16 protein-coding genes are annotated in these 16047 nt (G+C 42.4%); 15 read left to right on the top strand and 1 reads right to left on the bottom strand.

Going from position 1 to position 16047, the window contains the following annotated elements:
- The first annotated feature begins 1 nt into the window (after nucleotide 1).
- The 10 genes from ACFX4I_RS09150 (at nucleotide 2) to ACFX4I_RS09105 (ending at nucleotide 8583) form a co-directional block, all read left to right on the top strand.
- Entirely contained in the window at nucleotides 2-712 is a 711-nt protein-coding gene (locus tag ACFX4I_RS09150; RefSeq protein WP_309518608.1) for a DsbA family oxidoreductase, read from the top strand.
- Between the two features lie 130 nt (nucleotides 713-842).
- Nucleotides 843-1124 (top strand): hypothetical protein, encoded by a 282-nt coding sequence (locus ACFX4I_RS09145; RefSeq protein ID WP_283932051.1) that lies wholly within the window; start codon nucleotides 843-845, stop codon nucleotides 1122-1124.
- A 468-nt stretch (nucleotides 1125-1592) separates the two neighbouring features.
- Nucleotides 1593-2408, top strand: a complete 816-nt coding sequence (locus tag ACFX4I_RS09140; RefSeq protein WP_377420139.1) for a uroporphyrinogen-III synthase — start codon at nucleotides 1593-1595, stop codon at nucleotides 2406-2408.
- A gap of 13 nt (nucleotides 2409-2421) precedes the next feature.
- Nucleotides 2422-3870: a uroporphyrinogen-III C-methyltransferase gene (gene cobA / locus ACFX4I_RS09135; protein WP_377420137.1), complete on the top strand. Its 1449-nt coding sequence runs from the start codon at nucleotides 2422-2424 to the stop codon at nucleotides 3868-3870.
- A gap of 276 nt (nucleotides 3871-4146) precedes the next feature.
- A complete protein-coding gene (locus ACFX4I_RS09130) occupies nucleotides 4147-4557 on the top strand; it encodes a DUF4064 domain-containing protein (RefSeq protein ID WP_230300717.1) in 411 nt (136 codons plus the stop codon).
- 176 nt (nucleotides 4558-4733) lie between these two features.
- Nucleotides 4734-5690: a transglycosylase SLT domain-containing protein gene (locus tag ACFX4I_RS09125; RefSeq protein ID WP_377420135.1), complete on the top strand. Its 957-nt coding sequence runs from the start codon at nucleotides 4734-4736 to the stop codon at nucleotides 5688-5690.
- Between the two features lie 17 nt (nucleotides 5691-5707).
- Nucleotides 5708-6622 carry an immunoglobulin-like domain-containing protein gene (locus tag ACFX4I_RS09120; protein ID WP_377420204.1) on the top strand — a complete coding sequence of 305 codons (915 nt, stop codon included), beginning with the start codon at nucleotides 5708-5710 and terminating at the stop codon, nucleotides 6620-6622.
- Nucleotides 6623-6811: 189 nt separating this feature from the next.
- Nucleotides 6812-7195, top strand: coding sequence for a DnaJ family domain-containing protein (locus tag ACFX4I_RS09115; protein WP_377420133.1), 384 nt, complete (start codon nucleotides 6812-6814; stop codon nucleotides 7193-7195).
- Between the two features lie 94 nt (nucleotides 7196-7289).
- Nucleotides 7290-7838, top strand: coding sequence for a signal peptidase I (gene lepB, locus ACFX4I_RS09110; protein ID WP_230300714.1), 549 nt, complete (start codon nucleotides 7290-7292; stop codon nucleotides 7836-7838).
- 259 nt (nucleotides 7839-8097) lie between these two features.
- A complete protein-coding gene (locus ACFX4I_RS09105) occupies nucleotides 8098-8583 on the top strand; it encodes a DedA family protein (RefSeq protein ID WP_230300713.1) in 486 nt (161 codons plus the stop codon).
- An 89-nt stretch (nucleotides 8584-8672) separates the two neighbouring features.
- Here the strand turns inward: ACFX4I_RS09105 and ACFX4I_RS09100 are convergent, their stop codons facing one another.
- Entirely contained in the window at nucleotides 8673-9407 is a 735-nt protein-coding gene (locus tag ACFX4I_RS09100) for an SDR family NAD(P)-dependent oxidoreductase (RefSeq protein ID WP_230300796.1), read from the bottom strand.
- Nucleotides 9408-9874: 467 nt separating this feature from the next.
- Between ACFX4I_RS09100 and ACFX4I_RS09095 the strand changes: the two genes are divergently transcribed.
- From ACFX4I_RS09095 to thpR, 5 genes are all read left to right on the top strand, one after another.
- Nucleotides 9875-11212 carry an MATE family efflux transporter gene (locus tag ACFX4I_RS09095; protein ID WP_377420131.1) on the top strand — a complete coding sequence of 446 codons (1338 nt, stop codon included), beginning with the start codon at nucleotides 9875-9877 and terminating at the stop codon, nucleotides 11210-11212.
- 323 nt (nucleotides 11213-11535) lie between these two features.
- The gene (gene pepV, locus ACFX4I_RS09090) at nucleotides 11536-12948 is read left to right on the top strand and encodes a dipeptidase PepV (RefSeq protein ID WP_309518615.1); all 1413 of its coding nucleotides are present in this window, start codon (nucleotides 11536-11538) and stop codon (nucleotides 12946-12948) included.
- A gap of 21 nt (nucleotides 12949-12969) precedes the next feature.
- Nucleotides 12970-13824, top strand: coding sequence for a D-amino-acid transaminase (gene dat, locus ACFX4I_RS09085; RefSeq protein WP_309518616.1), 855 nt, complete (start codon nucleotides 12970-12972; stop codon nucleotides 13822-13824).
- A 210-nt stretch (nucleotides 13825-14034) separates the two neighbouring features.
- Nucleotides 14035-15273: an Nramp family divalent metal transporter gene (locus ACFX4I_RS09080; protein WP_377420129.1), complete on the top strand. Its 1239-nt coding sequence runs from the start codon at nucleotides 14035-14037 to the stop codon at nucleotides 15271-15273.
- Nucleotides 15274-15474: 201 nt separating this feature from the next.
- Nucleotides 15475-16038: an RNA 2',3'-cyclic phosphodiesterase gene (gene thpR, locus ACFX4I_RS09075; protein ID WP_377420127.1), complete on the top strand. Its 564-nt coding sequence runs from the start codon at nucleotides 15475-15477 to the stop codon at nucleotides 16036-16038.
- The last annotated feature ends 9 nt before the right edge of the window (nucleotides 16039-16047 follow it).

The raw sequence follows: 16047 nt of genomic DNA, 5'->3' as shown, positions 1-16047 counted from the left end.
CATGAAGGTGGAAATTTGGTCGGATTATCAATGTCCGTTCTGTTATATAGGAAAGCGTCGATTCGAAGAGGCGTTAAAGCAGTTTGAAAATAAAGATCAGGTAGAGGTCTCATTTCGCAGTTTTGAATTGAATCCAGAGGCTGAGCGGGATATTAATATGACTCAAAATGAAATGCTTGCCAAGAAATACGGCATGTCTCAAGCGCAGGTGGAAGCGAGCAGCCAAAACCTGACTCAACAGGCTAAAGAATTGGGACTCGATTATCATTTGGACAAAGTGGTCTTAACGAATTCGTTCGATGCTCATCGCTTGATGCACTTTGCTGAATCAAAAGGTAAAGAGAAAGAAATGAATGAACGTCTATTTAAAGCTTACTTTACGGAAGGCAAACATATTGGCGATCACGCTACATTGGCTAGTTTAGCTGAAGAGGCCGGTCTTATAAAGTCCGAGGCGGAAGCCATGCTGGCAGGAACTGCATTCACTGCAGAGGTTAGGGGAAATGAGCAAGAAGGTAGCCTGCTTGGTATTACAGGTGTGCCATTCTTCGTCATTAACCGCAAGTATGGAATCTCCGGCGCCCAGCCAACAGAAGCATTCCTGGATACGCTAAAAAAAGTATGGGCTGAGGAAAATCCGCTTACAATCGTGAATGATCCAGCAACAGGCGACACCTGTACGGACGGTTCCTGTAACGTGCCGGAAAAATAATGCAGATATGAGAAGGAGACCCGAAACTGGGGTCTCCTTTTTTCACTTAAAAAGGAAATGTTATGTAGGGCAAAGAATATAGTGTACAGGATGGCTTTTCAAAAAGTCCGAAATGAAAGGAAGCTAAAGGGTGTATATAATAATTGGAATACTAGTTTTCGCTCTTGCATGTATATTAACTGCTAAAATAATTTCATATAAATATTGGACATGTATTTATACGGCATTCGGGAATGAAAATTATTTTAAGGTGATTGCGAAACTGGAAAGGGAAGGGATACAATTCAAAACGAAAACGCCTATGAATTCAGGTTCCGAGAACTTTCAAAATCGCCATGAAACAATTCAATATGATGTTTTTGTAAAAAAGGAACAGGAGCATATTGCCCAAAGGGCACTAAACAAGAATTAACAAAAGTTAAATTTTGAAAAAAATTGCTGTCATGCTGGCAGTTTTTATATTGGCTAGAAAAGGTAAATAGGGAAATGAAGTTTTACGTATGTGATGATATTTCTTATTGAACTTACTAGGACTACTCTAACAATCAATCTTTCGTTCCATTTATAACTTGGTTCTTTAAGAGAAATCACCTGGAGTGAACTCCAGGCCAAGTTTTACTTTCTTGGAAACTCACGAGTAAAAGCCCCAATCTCACGAGTATTTGCTCCAAACTCACGAGTAAAAGCCCCAAACTCACGAGTATTGGACTTATATGAAGAAAAATGCTGCTAATCCATTTTTTCTTTGAATTTATATAGGATAAAAGAAAGAAAAAGCGTTGATTTTGATATGGAATTCGTTTTTTATAGTTTCGAAGACTGAAAATTTGTATAATGGTTGAGATGGATTTAATTGAATGTACATATAGGAGGGGCATGGATGAGTAAGCTTAATGGCAGGACCGTTGCTTTATTGGGAGCGCGGAAGACGGAAGAACTTAGTAAAATCGTTCAAAATCTTGGGGGAGTCCCGCTCGTTCGCCCGGCACAGGGGACGGTATTCCTGGATGATTCCCATTTGGAAGAGGATGTCACCCGGTTGATGGCAGGGGAGTTCGATTGGATCATCCTTACGACGGGAGTGGGGACGGAATTATTATATAAAACGGCAGTGAAGATGGAAGCGGGAGATCGTTTCATTGAAGCCTTGCAGTCCATGAAAATTGCAGCCAGGGGCTATAAAACGGTGAATATGCTGAAAAAGCTTGGCCTGAAGCCATTAATCCGGGATGATGATGGCAGTACGGCAGGGCTTGTTCGCAATCTGGAAGGCCATCTGTCTAAAGGTGTAAAGGCCGCTTTGCAGCTTCACGGCGATCCGGCGCCTCTTTTGATGAACTGGTTGGATGAACAAAAAGTGGAACATAAAGAAATCCTGCCATATGAACATATACCGCCCGAAAAAGAAACGATGCAGCAGCTGATCCAAGAAATCCTTGAAGGCAAAATCGATTCGGTTGTGTTCACGAGTGCACCGCAGCCGCGAAATTTAATGAGATTTGTCCGTGAACAAGGTGTGGAGGATAAGATAACAGACCTGTTTACATCAGATGTAATTGCTCTTGCGGTCGGAAAGGTAACGGCGCAAGTGGTCATCGATGAAGGGATCGAGCGGGTCATTTATCCTGAAGATCAGCGGATGGGCAGTGCAATGGTGGAGCTGGTGAAATATTATCAGGGAATAGCTAGCAGATAGGGGTGAGTTCGGCATGACCAAGGGCAAGGTCTATTTTGTGGGTGCTGGTCCGGGTGATGTGGGCCTTATTAGCGTAAAAGGTCAAAAAGCGATTGAAAAAGCGGACATCATTTTATATGACAGATTGCTTAATCCCAAACTGTTGGAGGCTGCCACCCTCGATTGTGAATTGATATATTGTGGCAAGACACCTTATACGAATGGCATCAGTCAAGGGGAAATCAATGAGCTGCTTGTTTCCAAAGCACTGGCTGGGCATCGGGTCGTTCGCTTGAAAGGCGGGGATCCTTCCGTTTTTGGAAGAGTAGGGGAGGAAGCTGAATCGTTGAAAGATGTGGGAATCCCATTCGAAGTCATTCCGGGGGTTACGTCCAGCATTGCTGCATCCATGTACGCAGGAGTCCCCGTCACGCATCGGGATTATGGGCGTTCCTTTGCGATGGTGACGGGCCATGACCAAACGAAGAAGGATATGGATTGGAACGGGCTTGCGAAAAGTATAGATACGGTTGCCTTTTATATGGGTGTGGCCAACCTTCCGTATATCCGCGAAAATTTGATCAATCATGGAAAGCCGGGGAATACGCCGGCACTCGTCATACAATGGGGCACTTATGGAAGACAGGAAAGTGTCGAGGGGACTTTGGATGATATCGTCGAAAAGGTAAGTGAAAGGTCGCTTGGCAATCCTGCGATCACCTTGGTCGGGGATATCATTTCACTAAGGGGAAAACTGCAATGGTTCGAAAAGAAGCCACTGTTTGGGCAACGGTTTTTAGTGGCCCGGACCGGGACGGCAAAAAGTTCCTTGGCAGAAACCCTGGATGAACTTGGCGGTGAAGTCATCGAGTTTCCTAAATGGAATGCGGCCAAAGTGAAAATAGATGAAAGTCAGCTGCTCTCTTTTCTTTTGTATGATCGGATTCTCTTCACTTCGCCTGAAAGTGTCCATGGTTTCTTGGAATCACTCACTGAACATGCTATTGATTTCCGCCGGATTTCTTCTAAACTTTATGTGTTATCAAGGAAATCGAAAAAGGCTTTACAGCAACGGGGACTGATGGCCGAGCTCAAATCCGAGATGTCGGAAGCCGGAACCCTGTTGGTTGTTGGAGATCGAAACAGAGATCAAAGAGATCCGGCACATGGGAACGGAGACTATTTTCAATCAGTCGATAAATTCGTCGATGAAAGATTCTTTGAAATCCTTCCGAGAATGTTGGACGGGATAGCTGTCGGAACGGTACTATTTTCGAATCGGCATTCAGTTGATATGCTGATGCAATATGGGAAAAAGGCAGACGTGGATGTTGAAGGGCTGCTAAATCAAGCATCCATCGGGGTAATCGGGGAAAGTACCGGCAATAGACTTAAAGACTATGGATTTACATTGGATATGATGCCGAAAGAACCGTCTGTCGAACAATTGGTGGAGTTGATCTTGAATAGGAATGTTTTTTAGGCTCTGATAAAAACAGAGTCTATTTCCTTATAAAAACATATGACAAAAGATGAATAACCTGGAAAGTAAAAGAGATGACTTAAATGATCGATTGAAAAAAAGGGTGACTGATGGCCCTTTCTTCGGATCTTTCGGGCAGGGAAGGGAGTTGAATCAATTTGGTCAACTTTACCAAATGGACGCTCATAAGATTTTGAGGAGTAAGGAATAAAAGTCTTTTATTCCTTCAAAGATTGGGTATTATATATACGTGACTTTTCCAGGGAGGCGAAGTAAATGAAACGGACATGGGAATTCGTATTAAGTATCATAGGCGTGGGTATCGCTGCGATTTTTTTAATCATGACGATCATAGCGGCCGTTTATCTCAACAGTATCGATATGAAAGAAATGATGGACTACTCTTTAATGACAGATTCTGAGTTTTCCTCGTCTGAGGTAGATATGTCGATCAAGTTGTTCATGGGCATACTATGGGCGGGAATCATATCGCTGTTCATTGCATTGGCAGGCGGTTTGATCGCTATCTTTCTATTAAAAGGCGGCAAAGCGAAGGGAGCTGGAATCTTATTGATCATTACGGGCATTTTGACGATCTTTCATGTTTGGCCGCTTATTTTCTTCATCATACCGGGTATCATGTGCCTTGTAAGGAAGCCGAGGGAAACGGTGGAAGTGATCGTTTGATCCGACATAATACATAGTGTGATTTGAAAACAAAGGAGCTGTCCCGAAAATGCGGGTAAGCTCCTTTTGTGCTGTGAGGTTATTTTAGGGGAATATACCTTTTTATACCTGCAATCACCAGTCTATCATGTTACTATTATCATAGATTTAAATATAAATAGACTGGAGTTCGATCGATGAAGATACCTTTAATGAAGGTTGGAGCACTGACCTGTTTAACGCTCGGTTTGTTCCAGGGACAGGCTTTTGCGGAGTCTGGAATAACCAATGCGTGTTCATCATTCGGTGAGATTCAATCAAATGTAAATCCTCCCCATAAGCAGATTAACTGCTTACTGACGAATGCGGCAATAGAGGCCGAAATCCCCCCTGAAGTTGTAAAAGCGGTGGCTACGCAGGAAAACGGGGATTGGAGGCAATTTAATGAGGACGGTAAACCGATTATATCCGGCGATGGCGGTATCGGTCTTATGCAGCTTACCAATAAAAGTGGGTATGATCAGAAAAAGCTGGAAAATGATTTAGTCTACAATATCGAGGCAGGCGTCGAGGTACTGAGTGGCATGTATTCAAGAATGGATTTGCCCAAGATCAAAGGTGCAGGACGAAGGGTCATCGAAAATTGGTATTTCCCTGTCATGGCATACAATGGAACAAAACCGGTTAACAGTCCTCTTTACCAGGAAAACGGGAAAATAAATCCGAATGCCTACCAAGAGGAAGTTTTTGCTGAGATAGAAAACCAAAGTTATTTGAATGGCACAAAACTTGCCAAATATCCATTCAAAACAACGGACTTTCAATATGACCGGGAAAGCACCGAAAATATCATTTTTAAAAATCTTGAATACACACTGACAGATCAAACGCATGACTCTGTTTATTGGTTCAAGGCTGGAGACAGAGTGGTGACGACATCCAGTGCGAATATCAGGAAAGAAATAAGCACTACGGCAGGTGCAGTATCTGTTCCACCCAATACAAGCTTGATCATCACAGGGAATTTTAACTATCACGAATCTAAAGGAAATAAATTTGTTTTTTACCCCGTACAAACGGAAGACGGGAAGATTAAGGGGTATGTTTCATCGGCTTACATATCCAATAGGCTATCGATTGTCGCACCTATCTAGGATACGAATAACCTGTTATTTCTGGGGCTGCCGGTAAATCGATTCCATTCAACTCCACTTTCAATCCTAAAACCAGCGTAAAGGCGAAGGATGATAAAGATGGTGACTTAACGAGTGCCATACGTGTGGAAGGTAAGGTGGATACCAAGAAAGTGGGCACCTATAATTTGACTTATACGGTAGCTGACAAAGCTGGGAATGTTGCCAAGGTCACAAGGAAAATCACCGTTTATGATCAAGTCAAGCCGGTGATTTCCGGTGCCGGGAATAAAACCATCAAACTTAATTCTTCATTCAATCCAAAAACAAACGTGAGTGCCAAGGATAATGCCGATGGCAGCTTGACTAGTAAAATCAAAGTGAAGGGTACAGTGAATACGAAGAAAAAGGGGACCTATACATTGAAGTATACGGTCACCGATTCATCGAAAAATGCAGCGACAGTCACAAGAAAGATCACGATAGATGGCACCAAGCCAGTCATCTCGGGAGCCAATAGTAAAACGGTTGGCTATTATTCGGCATTCAATCCTAAATCAGGCGTATCTGCGAAAGATAACCTGGATGGCAACATGACTAGTAAAATAAAGGTGACAGGTACGGTGAATACAAAGAAAAAAGGAACGTATACATTAAAGTATACAATCACTGATTCATCGAAAAATACTGCGACAGTCACAAGAAAGATTACGGTAGACAGCACCAAGCCGGTCATTTCCGGTGCAAAAAGCAAAACCATTGCCTATAACTCGACATTCAATCCTAAATCAGGTGTATCCGCGAAAGATAATCTTGATGGAAGTTTAACAAGTAAGATCAAAATAACAGGGACTGTGAATACGAAGAAAAAAGGGACCTATACATTGACTTACACAGTTACGGATAAATCGAAGAACAAGGCAGAAGTAAAACGGAAAATCACAGTTAAATAGAAGGCAAAAAAGGATTCCCGCAATAGGAGAATCCTTTTTTTTGCTGTCTGAATGTGTTTGGCTGAAAGATATGCATATACAATAGTAGAAAGTGTTCATAGAATGATCCTCCAGGGTGGAGTGAATATTGATAAAAATGTTATAATTGTAAATACATGTAACACAAAGTGATCTGAAGGGGGATTGTTTATGGGCAAAGAACACGGGCATGTAAACTGGATGGATCAGATTTTTAAGGAATATGAAAGAGACGGCGGGCTGAAGAATAATCCTGGCTTTGGAAAACCGCTTCCGGAGTCGGCGCTATCGGGAAATATATATGACAACTTCTTGACGAAGGCCAAGGATGCCGGCTACCTTCCGCTTTGGATAAAATGGCAAAAAGAAATTCGGGAAGAGCTAACAGGATTGGTTCGATTGAAAAAAATGAATGGAACTGAATCTGAAATTAAGAAACGAATTGATGAAATAAATGAGAAAGTCCGTACATATAATGCGATTTGTCCAGCCAAAATGCAGCGCAGGGAAATAGAGTTGGAAAGCGTCGAAATCCAGTATGAAAAATGGAAGTAAATTACAATGTGTAAAATGTGGGTATTTGTATGACGTGATCATTAAAGGATTATGATATAATGACATGAATAAAAAACAGAGAGAGGGACTTCGATTGGAAAAAAGAAGAGAAGTTTTTTCATGGATAAAAGCGATATTGATTGCAGTCATTCTAGCTTTTTTAATTCGAACGTATATTTTTGCACCGATTGTCGTGGACGGTGAGTCAATGATGCCGACTCTGCAAGACCACGAAAGAATTGTTCTTACCAAGTTTGGAACGAATATCGATAATATAGACCGGTTTGACATTGTCGTTTTTCATGCAACGGTAGATAAAGATTATATAAAAAGGGTTATCGGTCTGCCAGGTGATCATATTGAATATAAAGACGATACGCTTTATATTAATGGGAAAGCTTATGAAGAACCATACTTGGACAAATATAAGAATAAGATGGCAGGGATGCCGCTGACTGAATCCTTCAAGCTAGAAGATATTACAGGCAGCATGACAGTGCCGGAAGGCCAGTTGTTCCTTATGGGGGACAATCGCCAAAATAGTTTGGATAGCCGTGAAATAGGCACGATTTCCGTCGATGAAATTGTCGGCAAGGCGAATCTAGTGTATTGGCCAATCAATGAAATAAAGCTTGTGAATTGAGAAGAAGCGGACTCAGGTATTGAGTCCGCTTTATTGTTGCCGTTTTTCATTTCCGTGAAGAGGAAACATTGATTTGCTTTATCATACAGGTATTTCAACAAAAAACGTGTCCATTCTTCTTTTTTTTCTATTTTTTTTATGAAAATCAACTCATTTGGGTTAAATTAGGTTATCCTAATAAAAAGAAGTAATCACGATACCCAGGCCCGCGTAAAATATGGATTACTTTAAAAAAGGGTGCTGAGATGGAGTACTTTAGATGGATATAGTAAAAGATTTAATATCAAACTATGGTTATTTTGCGATATATGGACTGTTGGCCATGGGGATTATTGGCTTGCCGGTACCTGATGAGTTCTTGATGACTTTTGTCGGCTATTTGTCATCCATTTCCGTTTTGAATGTCCAAGGAGCATTCCTTGTCAGTTTCCTTGGATCGATATCCGGGATGCTTATCAGTTATTTCATCGGAAAAAAGGTGGGGAAGCCTTTTTTGAGGAAGCATGGTAAGTGGATCAAAATGACCCCCGCGAGGTTGGAGAGATTGGAGAAATGGTTCAATAAATACGGTCCTTGGACCATTATCATAGCCTATTTCATCCCAGGAGTCCGTCACTTCGCCAGTTACATTTCCGGGATGAATGGAATGGGGAAACGAAAGTACTTTATCTTTGCAGGAGCAGGGGCTTTCAGCTGGTGTTTGGTATTTACGGCTTTTGGTTATTTCATTGGTGTGTTAACGTAACTCATTTTAACAAACCAAATTTCTTTATTGGAATCAGAAAATCCCGTTTCTGGATCTTTAGAAACGGGATTTTCCATTTCTGCCTATAATTATTGAGCTGAGTATCCGCCGTCGATGACAAGCTCGGCACCAGTTACGTATGAAGCTTCATCGGATGCTAGATAAAGCACGGCATTTGCAATATCCGCCGGCTGACCCAAACGTTGTAATGGAGTTGCTTTGATCATTTGGTTCACTAACTCTTTTGACTCTTCTAATTTTTGAGTCATTGGTGTTTCGATGATACCAGGGAATACGGCATTGACACGGACGCCCATGCGGCCATATTGCGTTGCGGCAGCCTTGGAAATAGCACGAACGGCACCTTTTGAAGCTGAATAAGAGTTTAAGCCCATTCCGATTTGAGCAGTGAAGGAAGAAATGTTTACAACTGCGCCTTTACCCTCTTTAGCCATGTGAGGAACAACGTGTTTCATTCCAAGGAATGGTCCAAATCCATTGATGCTTAACATTAGCTGCCAATCGGCCAATGTCGTATCGTTAATGTCTTTTTCTGTTGAGATACCGGCATTGTTTACCAAAATGTCGATTTTGCCAAATTTAGCGATAACTTCATCCGTCACCTTTTTCCAGCTTTCGTCTAAAGATACATCAAGTACAGTTCCATGGACATTATCCAGTTCATTCACAACAGCTACAGCTTTTTCATTGATATCAGCAGCAATGACTTGTGCTCCTTCTTTTGTGAATAGGTCTACCATTTCCCTGCCCATACCAGATGCTCCGCCAGTGATAATGGCTACTTTATTAGTCAATCTTCCCATCATGATCACTCCTAATTAGTTGTTATAACGATGAATGTATGTCAAAGCTAGTGCAAAAGTTATATTATCAACGAGCAATACTATAACTCCTTCAAAAATCCATCAAGCATTTTATTTTCCGGCTTGAGAATTTCCTTTTTCTTTCTGGATAAAAAAGTACATGTATGCCTGTAAAAAAAATGGACTTTCCATAACTGCTGCAGGTTGAAAGCGGTATCAATCTTTCAATCTTCTAATATTGAAACCGTAAATTATCAATATCTAAAATAGCTTTACCCGTTCTATTTGAAACGATTCACAAGTAATCTTTTAGAGGCATCTCATGCATTACGGGGAGCACCATATGTTCAATTCTAGTGATTAAAATTGAATACTGCAATTTTTTTGTACTTTAAATACAAATTTTTATAACGCTATTCCAATTCTAGCTTTTCAGAACTTTTATGTACATAGGAGGTCATCATTTTATGAATAACAGAGTGTATCTTTCCTTGGCCATCCCGCTTACGATTTCGACGATGAGTACGCCTTTGCTCGGTGCGGTCGATACGGCTGTGGTTGGAAAGTTGAGTGATCCCGCTTATATTGGCGGGGTGGCTGTCGGAACCATAATTTTTAATACGATGTATTGGCTTTTTGGTTTTCTGCGGGTCAGTACATCTGCCTTTGCTGCACAAGCGGAGGGGGCACGGGATGAAAAGCAAAGCCTGATGGCCTTGATTCGGCCTTTTTTCATTGCAATGATCATCGGCCTGCTTTTTATCGTGGTCCAAAAACCCATTTTGAATATCTCGTTAGGCGCAATCGGTCCGGAATCGGATGTTTCCGCCTTTGCCGCAGATTATTTCGGCATCAGGATATGGGGGGCGCCTTTTGCATTATTGAACTATGTCATCTTAGGCTGGTTAATCGGGAAATCCAGAATAAAAACATCTTTGTTCATTCAAGTTTTCATGAACGTGATCAATATTGTCTTATGCCTCGTTTTTGTAAATGCTTTTTCGTGGTCTGTATCAGGGGTTGCTGCCGCTTCATTGATATCAGAGATTGCCGCTTTTTTGCTGGGCTTGTGGGTGATCCGGAAAGCGGTTAACGTACCGGATTCATTTTCATTCCGGGAGGGGTTCGATCGGGCTTCCCTGAAAAAAATGATGGTGGTCAACAGGGATTTATTCATCAGGACCATTTGCCTGATCACGGTTTTCAATCTTTTTACGGCCAAGGGAGCCACTTTCGGGACAGCGACACTGGCGGCCAATGCCGTACTCATTCAAATCCATTACCTGATGGCCTATTGCTTTGATGGCTTCGCGAACGCGTCGAGTCTTCTGGTCGGGAAGGCGATTGGTTCGAGGGATATAAACCTTTATAAAAAAACACTTTCACTATCGGCGCGGTGGGGCTTGTATGCTTCGTTCATACTTGCTGCATCTTACTATCTATTCAGCGATAAGGTCATTCTCCTTTTCACGAACATTCCCGGCGTCATCGAACTGGCCCATGAATATGGACTTTGGATAGTCCTATTCCCATTCAGTGCCTTTATCGGACTCATTTTTTATGGAGTGTTTACCGGTGCGACAGAAGCCGTTCCAGTCAGGAACTCAATGCTCCTTGCACTATTGGCTTTTCTATTTGTCCAATTCACGGCTGTCAGCAATCATGGCAATCATGGATTATGGCTTGCATTCCTGGCCTTCAGTTTAGGACGTTCCGTGTTTTTAGCATTATACATCCCAAGGCTGAACCGAAAAGTAACAAAGCTTATGGATGCCGATAGTCTAATGAAATCATCTTCTTTTTAATAAAAGAGGGTGTTTTATTGTAGACAAAAGGGATTCTATCTAAATTTTAGTTGATGGAACAGGTGTGCGAGACTCCTGCTTAGAAAAGCGCGTCCAAGGGAGACCCCGCAGGCTAAAGATAGCGCCGAGGGCGGACCGCCCGCGGAAAGCGAGTGCCTGGAGAGGAAATCAATGGGGTGTTTTTCATTTATGTAAGGAATTTTTATCGGTAGTTTGATGTTAGCGATAATACGGGAATACGAAGAATAGGTAGCAACGCTTGGCGAATCGGGTAGTAAAAGTGATAAAATGAAAAATATATATAAAAGAGGAGCTGTCGTATTTTGAGTGAATTGAATTGGCGAGAAGAAGTTGAAAAACGGAAAATGGACTTGTTACTGGACACACAAAACTTATTGAAAATAAAAAGTGTACTGGATGAAGAACATCCGACAGAGGAGGCCCCATTTGGTAAAGGGGTGAAGGAAGCGCTTGATTTCATGCTTCAATTAGGTGAAAAAGACGGTTTTACTGTGAAAAATGTCGATAATGTCGCTGGTCATATCGAAATGGGTGAAGGCGAGGAGTTAATCGGGATATTATGCCATGTCGACGTGGTACCTGAGGGAGATGGCTGGAGTTCGGATCCGTTCGGCGCTGAAATCCGCAATGGCCGCATATATGCTCGTGGGGCAATCGATGATAAAGGGCCGACGATGGCTGCTTATCATGCGATGAAGCTGGTCCGGGAGCTAGGAGAACCTTTGAACAAACGTGTGAGGATGATCATTGGAACCGATGAAGAATCGAACTGGCGCTGCGTTGACCGGTACTTTGAAGTGGAGGAAATGCCCTCGATCGGCTTCGCACCTGATGCTGATTTCCCGATCATCAGTGCGGAAAAAGGAATCTGGGATTTCTCGGTTATACACCCTGCCGATGCAGGAAATGGCACGAACTCTGAAGTGAATGTTATAGAATTTTCTTCAGGTCGAAGGACGAATATGGTACCGGATTTTGCTAAGGCTATTGTGGAAGCGGCCAACCCTGCTGAAGTGGCGGCAAACTATCAGGATTATTTGCAAAAATACTCATTGAGGGGCCAAGCAGTTCCGCAAAAAAATCAAGTGCTGCTAGAAATGAATGGTGTCTCGGCACACGCGATGGAACCGAAAAATGGAAAGAATGCAGGTCTGCATTTAGCCGTATTTTTAGCTGACCTCACTCTTGATCCGCATGCGAAAGCCTACTTCACTTTCATAAAGGATCGTTTGTTTGAAGATTCCCGCGGAAATAATTTAGGTGTGGCTTATTCGGATGAGCAAACAGGTGAATTGACGGTCAATGCCGGCGTTTTCAATTATTCTAAACAAGGCGACAGCTCGATTGGTTTCAGCATGCGTTATCCGGTGACATTTGAGTGGGAACAGCAAAAGGCGGCATTGGAAGAAAGGCTTGCGGCATATAATTTGAAAGTGAAGACCAATTCGCATTCAACTCCACATTATGTGGACAGTGAAAGCTTCTTGATAAAGACGTTGCAGGAAGTTTATGAAGCGGAGACAGGTGATAAAGCTGAACTCCTTTCGATTGGCGGCGGCACATACGCCCGTTCATTGAAAGAAGGCGTTGCATTTGGCCCGCTTTTCCCTGGCAGCGAAGACATTGCACATCAGAAAGATGAATATATTGATATTGAAGATATGCTTAAGGCTACGTCCATTTATGCACGTGCCATTCATGAATTGGCTAAATAAGAGGCAAAGAGGGAGAAAGACATGGGGAAAATCATTTTTAACGGCGACCTTAAAAGCAGGTCCGAAGTAAAGGTAGATATTGAAGACCGGGGATATCAATTCGGTGATGGCGTCTATGAAGTCATCCGGGTTTATAATGGCGAATTATTTGCGGGGGACATGCATCTGAACCGGCTGATGGACAGTGCGAAGTTGATACAGATGAAAGTTTCCTTTACTGCAGCGGAAATCAAAGCCCGCATGGAAGAGCTGATCGCTGAAGATCAACTGAAGGACGGTATCGTCTATATGCAGCTGACAAGGGGCGTATCTCCGCGGACACACTCATTTCCAACGGCTGAGGTGGAACCGGTCTTTGTTGCCTATACCAAGGAAATGCCTTATACAGGAAAAATCAAGCCAGGGGTTAAGGCTGTTACCACCGACGATATCCGCTGGCTGCGCTGTAATATCAAGAGCTTAAATCTACTGGGTAATATAATGGCTAAACAGCAAGCTGTAGAAGCCGGCTGTGATGAAGCGATCCAGCATCGAGATGGTACGGTGACGGAGGGAAGTTCGTCCAATGTCTCAATCGTGGTGGATGGACTACTTAAAACGCATCCGGCCACAAACTTGATCCTGAATGGGATTACCCGTCAGGTGATGCTGAAACTTTGCGCTGATCATGGGATCCCATTTGTCGAGGAAGCCTTCACCGTCGAGGACATGATGGCAGCCGACGAAGTCCTTTATACAAGCACAAGCGTCGAAGTGACACCAATTATTAATATCGATGGCCAATCGATTGCAGCCGGGGAACCCGGTCCGATAACCAAAAGACTGCAGAAACTGTTTTCCGAGGAAATCGAGAAGCAATGCGGTTCCGTTAAATAATTAAAAGCCCCTTAGCCTATTGGCAAGGGGTTTTTATATGTGTAGCCGGAAGCAGATGGCCATCACCGAATCCCCATTTAAGTAAATTATATCCTTATCCAATCCTCTCTTTTTGACATTTTCAAGAACCAGGAATATACTTGCTAATAACCTAAAAAGTTTACCTGTCGCAACAATTTGAGTTGCGTATAAAAAGGAGTTGACATAGATATGTCCGATGTGTTGCATCAATCTTCCTCGAGAGGAATAAAAAAACTGCTACCCTATCTAGGGCCTGCCTTTATAGCTGCTGTGGCCTATATTGATCCAGGGAATTATGCGACCAATATTACAGCCGGATCCAAATATGGCTATACGTTATTATGGGTTATCTTCGCATCCAATTTAATGGCTGTGCTCATCCAATCACTATCAGCTAAATTGGGGATAGCCACTGGAAAGAACCTTCCAGAGCTATGCAGGGAAAAATTTTCGAAAAAAACATCTTTCTTATTATGGATTCAGGCCGAAGCCGTTATAATGGCAACCGACCTAGCTGAATTCATAGGAGCTGCACTAGGGATTTATTTGCTATTTGACTTACCGCTTATCACATCGGCAATAATTGCAGCGATTGGTTCCTTTGCCATTCTGGAATTCCAGCGCAGAGGTTATCGAACATTCGAAGCTCTGATCACGGTCATGATATTTGTCGTTGTGATAGCATTTGGTGCTCAAGTTTTTTATGCAAAACCTGACACTTCAGCCGTTGTTTTAGGACTCTTCACTCCAAAGTTCGAGGGAGTGGACAGTATTTTACTTTCGGCCGGTATGCTTGGAGCCACCGTTATGCCACATGCGATTTACCTTCATTCTTCTTTGACTCAAAGAAGAATAGTCGGAAAAAATGATTTGGAAAGAAAAAAGATTTATCGTTTTGAGCTAATTGACATTGTCATCGCCATGTTGATTGCAGGCGCGATCAATGCCGCCATGGTCATAGTTTCAGCTGCCCTTTTTCATAAGAATGGAATACTTGTAGAGGACTTGGATGTTGCCTATCAACAATTCGGTGCGATGCTTGGACCATCAGTCGCGATGTTCTTTGGAGTAGGATTATTATTTGCCGGTTTATCAAGCTCATCCGTTGGTGTAATGACCGGTGATGTAGTCATGCAAGGATTCATTAAAAGGCATATACCGATTTATTTAAGAAGGGTCATTACCACCGTTCCGCCCCTGCTCATAATATTATGGGGAGTGAATCCATCCAAAGCACTTGTGATGAGCCAAATTGTACTCTCGTTTGGCATCGCGTTTGCCTTAGTGCCATTGATCATGTTTACAAGCAATGAAAAAATCATGGGAAGCCTGGTCAACCATAAAATCACCTCGAGCGTCGCTTGGCTTATAGCTGTACTTATCATTGGACTGAACTTGTTCCTGCTTTACGAAACACTGTTCAGCTAAAAGAAGAAATGGCAGAAAGGACCAATTTTTTGGTCCTTTTTTGTTTTATTTTTGTTGTCTTTTCCGTTTTATCAGACCGAGCGCGAAAAAAACGACCTGGACCATATTCCTGATGGAGGGAGTATTTATTAGGATGCCCAAGAAAAGGTATACGCAATGGGAATTATGGTAAAATTAAAGGGAAAACAGGAAGGAATGTAAGTGACCATAAATACTCATTTTTTCTTTGCTTTAGTATTGCCTGATGATATTAAGGCTTATTTAAATGCTGTTACGGAACAACTAAAGCAAGACTTTCCATTTAAGAAATGGCTGCATCCAGCCGATTATCATATTACGATGGCATTTTTGGGCAATGCTCCCGATACATTGAAAGAGGATGCTTTGAGGCGTATAGAAAACGAGCTTGCCAATGAGGGCTCATTCGGCTTGGAACTCGGCGATATCGGCGGTTTTGGCAAGAGTGAGAGTCCAAGGATTCTATGGGCAGGCGTCAAGCAGCAAGAAAGGCTTTTTGCCATTCAAAGGAAAGTCTATAATTCTTGTATCGAAGCAGGTTTTGAACTTGATAAAAAGCCGTTTAAGCCTCATATTACGCTGGCAAGAAAATTCGGGGGGGATAGTCCCTTTTCGTTGGAGAGCGTTCGCCAGATAGCGAATTTGGAGGATAAGCAATTTGAAGCAGTTCAGGTTGCGTTATATCAAACACATCTTGGAGCTTCCCCTTCATATGAAAAGATTTTCACGATAAACCTTCAAAAATAGAGAGAGATG

This window comes from Peribacillus sp. YIM B13472, from assembly GCF_042788005.1.
Classification (GTDB): domain Bacteria; phylum Bacillota; class Bacilli; order Bacillales; family DSM-1321; genus Peribacillus; species Peribacillus simplex_E.
This window is presented reverse-complemented; position numbering and strand designations above follow the sequence as displayed.

Excerpts from the sequence above, each read along its gene's own strand:
- ACFX4I_RS09095 (WP_377420131.1), top strand. The coding sequence starts at position 9,875 with ATGAATAACAGAGTGTATCTTTCCTTGGCCATCCCGCTTACGATTTCG.
- ACFX4I_RS09125 (WP_377420135.1), top strand. The coding sequence starts at position 4,734 with ATGAAGATACCTTTAATGAAGGTTGGAGCACTGACCTGTTTAACGCTC.
- ACFX4I_RS09115 (WP_377420133.1), top strand. The coding sequence starts at position 6,812 with ATGGGCAAAGAACACGGGCATGTAAACTGGATGGATCAGATTTTTAAG.
- cobA (WP_377420137.1), top strand. The coding sequence starts at position 2,422 with ATGACCAAGGGCAAGGTCTATTTTGTGGGTGCTGGTCCGGGTGATGTG.
- ACFX4I_RS09130 (WP_230300717.1), top strand. The coding sequence starts at position 4,147 with ATGAAACGGACATGGGAATTCGTATTAAGTATCATAGGCGTGGGTATC.
- ACFX4I_RS09150 (WP_309518608.1), top strand. The coding sequence starts at position 2 with ATGAAGGTGGAAATTTGGTCGGATTATCAATGTCCGTTCTGTTATATA.
- ACFX4I_RS09140 (WP_377420139.1), top strand. The coding sequence starts at position 1,593 with ATGAGTAAGCTTAATGGCAGGACCGTTGCTTTATTGGGAGCGCGGAAG.
- ACFX4I_RS09080 (WP_377420129.1), top strand. The coding sequence starts at position 14,035 with ATGTCCGATGTGTTGCATCAATCTTCCTCGAGAGGAATAAAAAAACTG.
- ACFX4I_RS09100 (WP_230300796.1), bottom strand. The coding sequence starts at position 9,407 with ATGGGAAGATTGACTAATAAAGTAGCCATTATCACTGGCGGAGCATCT.
- ACFX4I_RS09105 (WP_230300713.1), top strand. The coding sequence starts at position 8,098 with ATGGATATAGTAAAAGATTTAATATCAAACTATGGTTATTTTGCGATA.
- dat (WP_309518616.1), top strand. The coding sequence starts at position 12,970 with ATGGGGAAAATCATTTTTAACGGCGACCTTAAAAGCAGGTCCGAAGTA.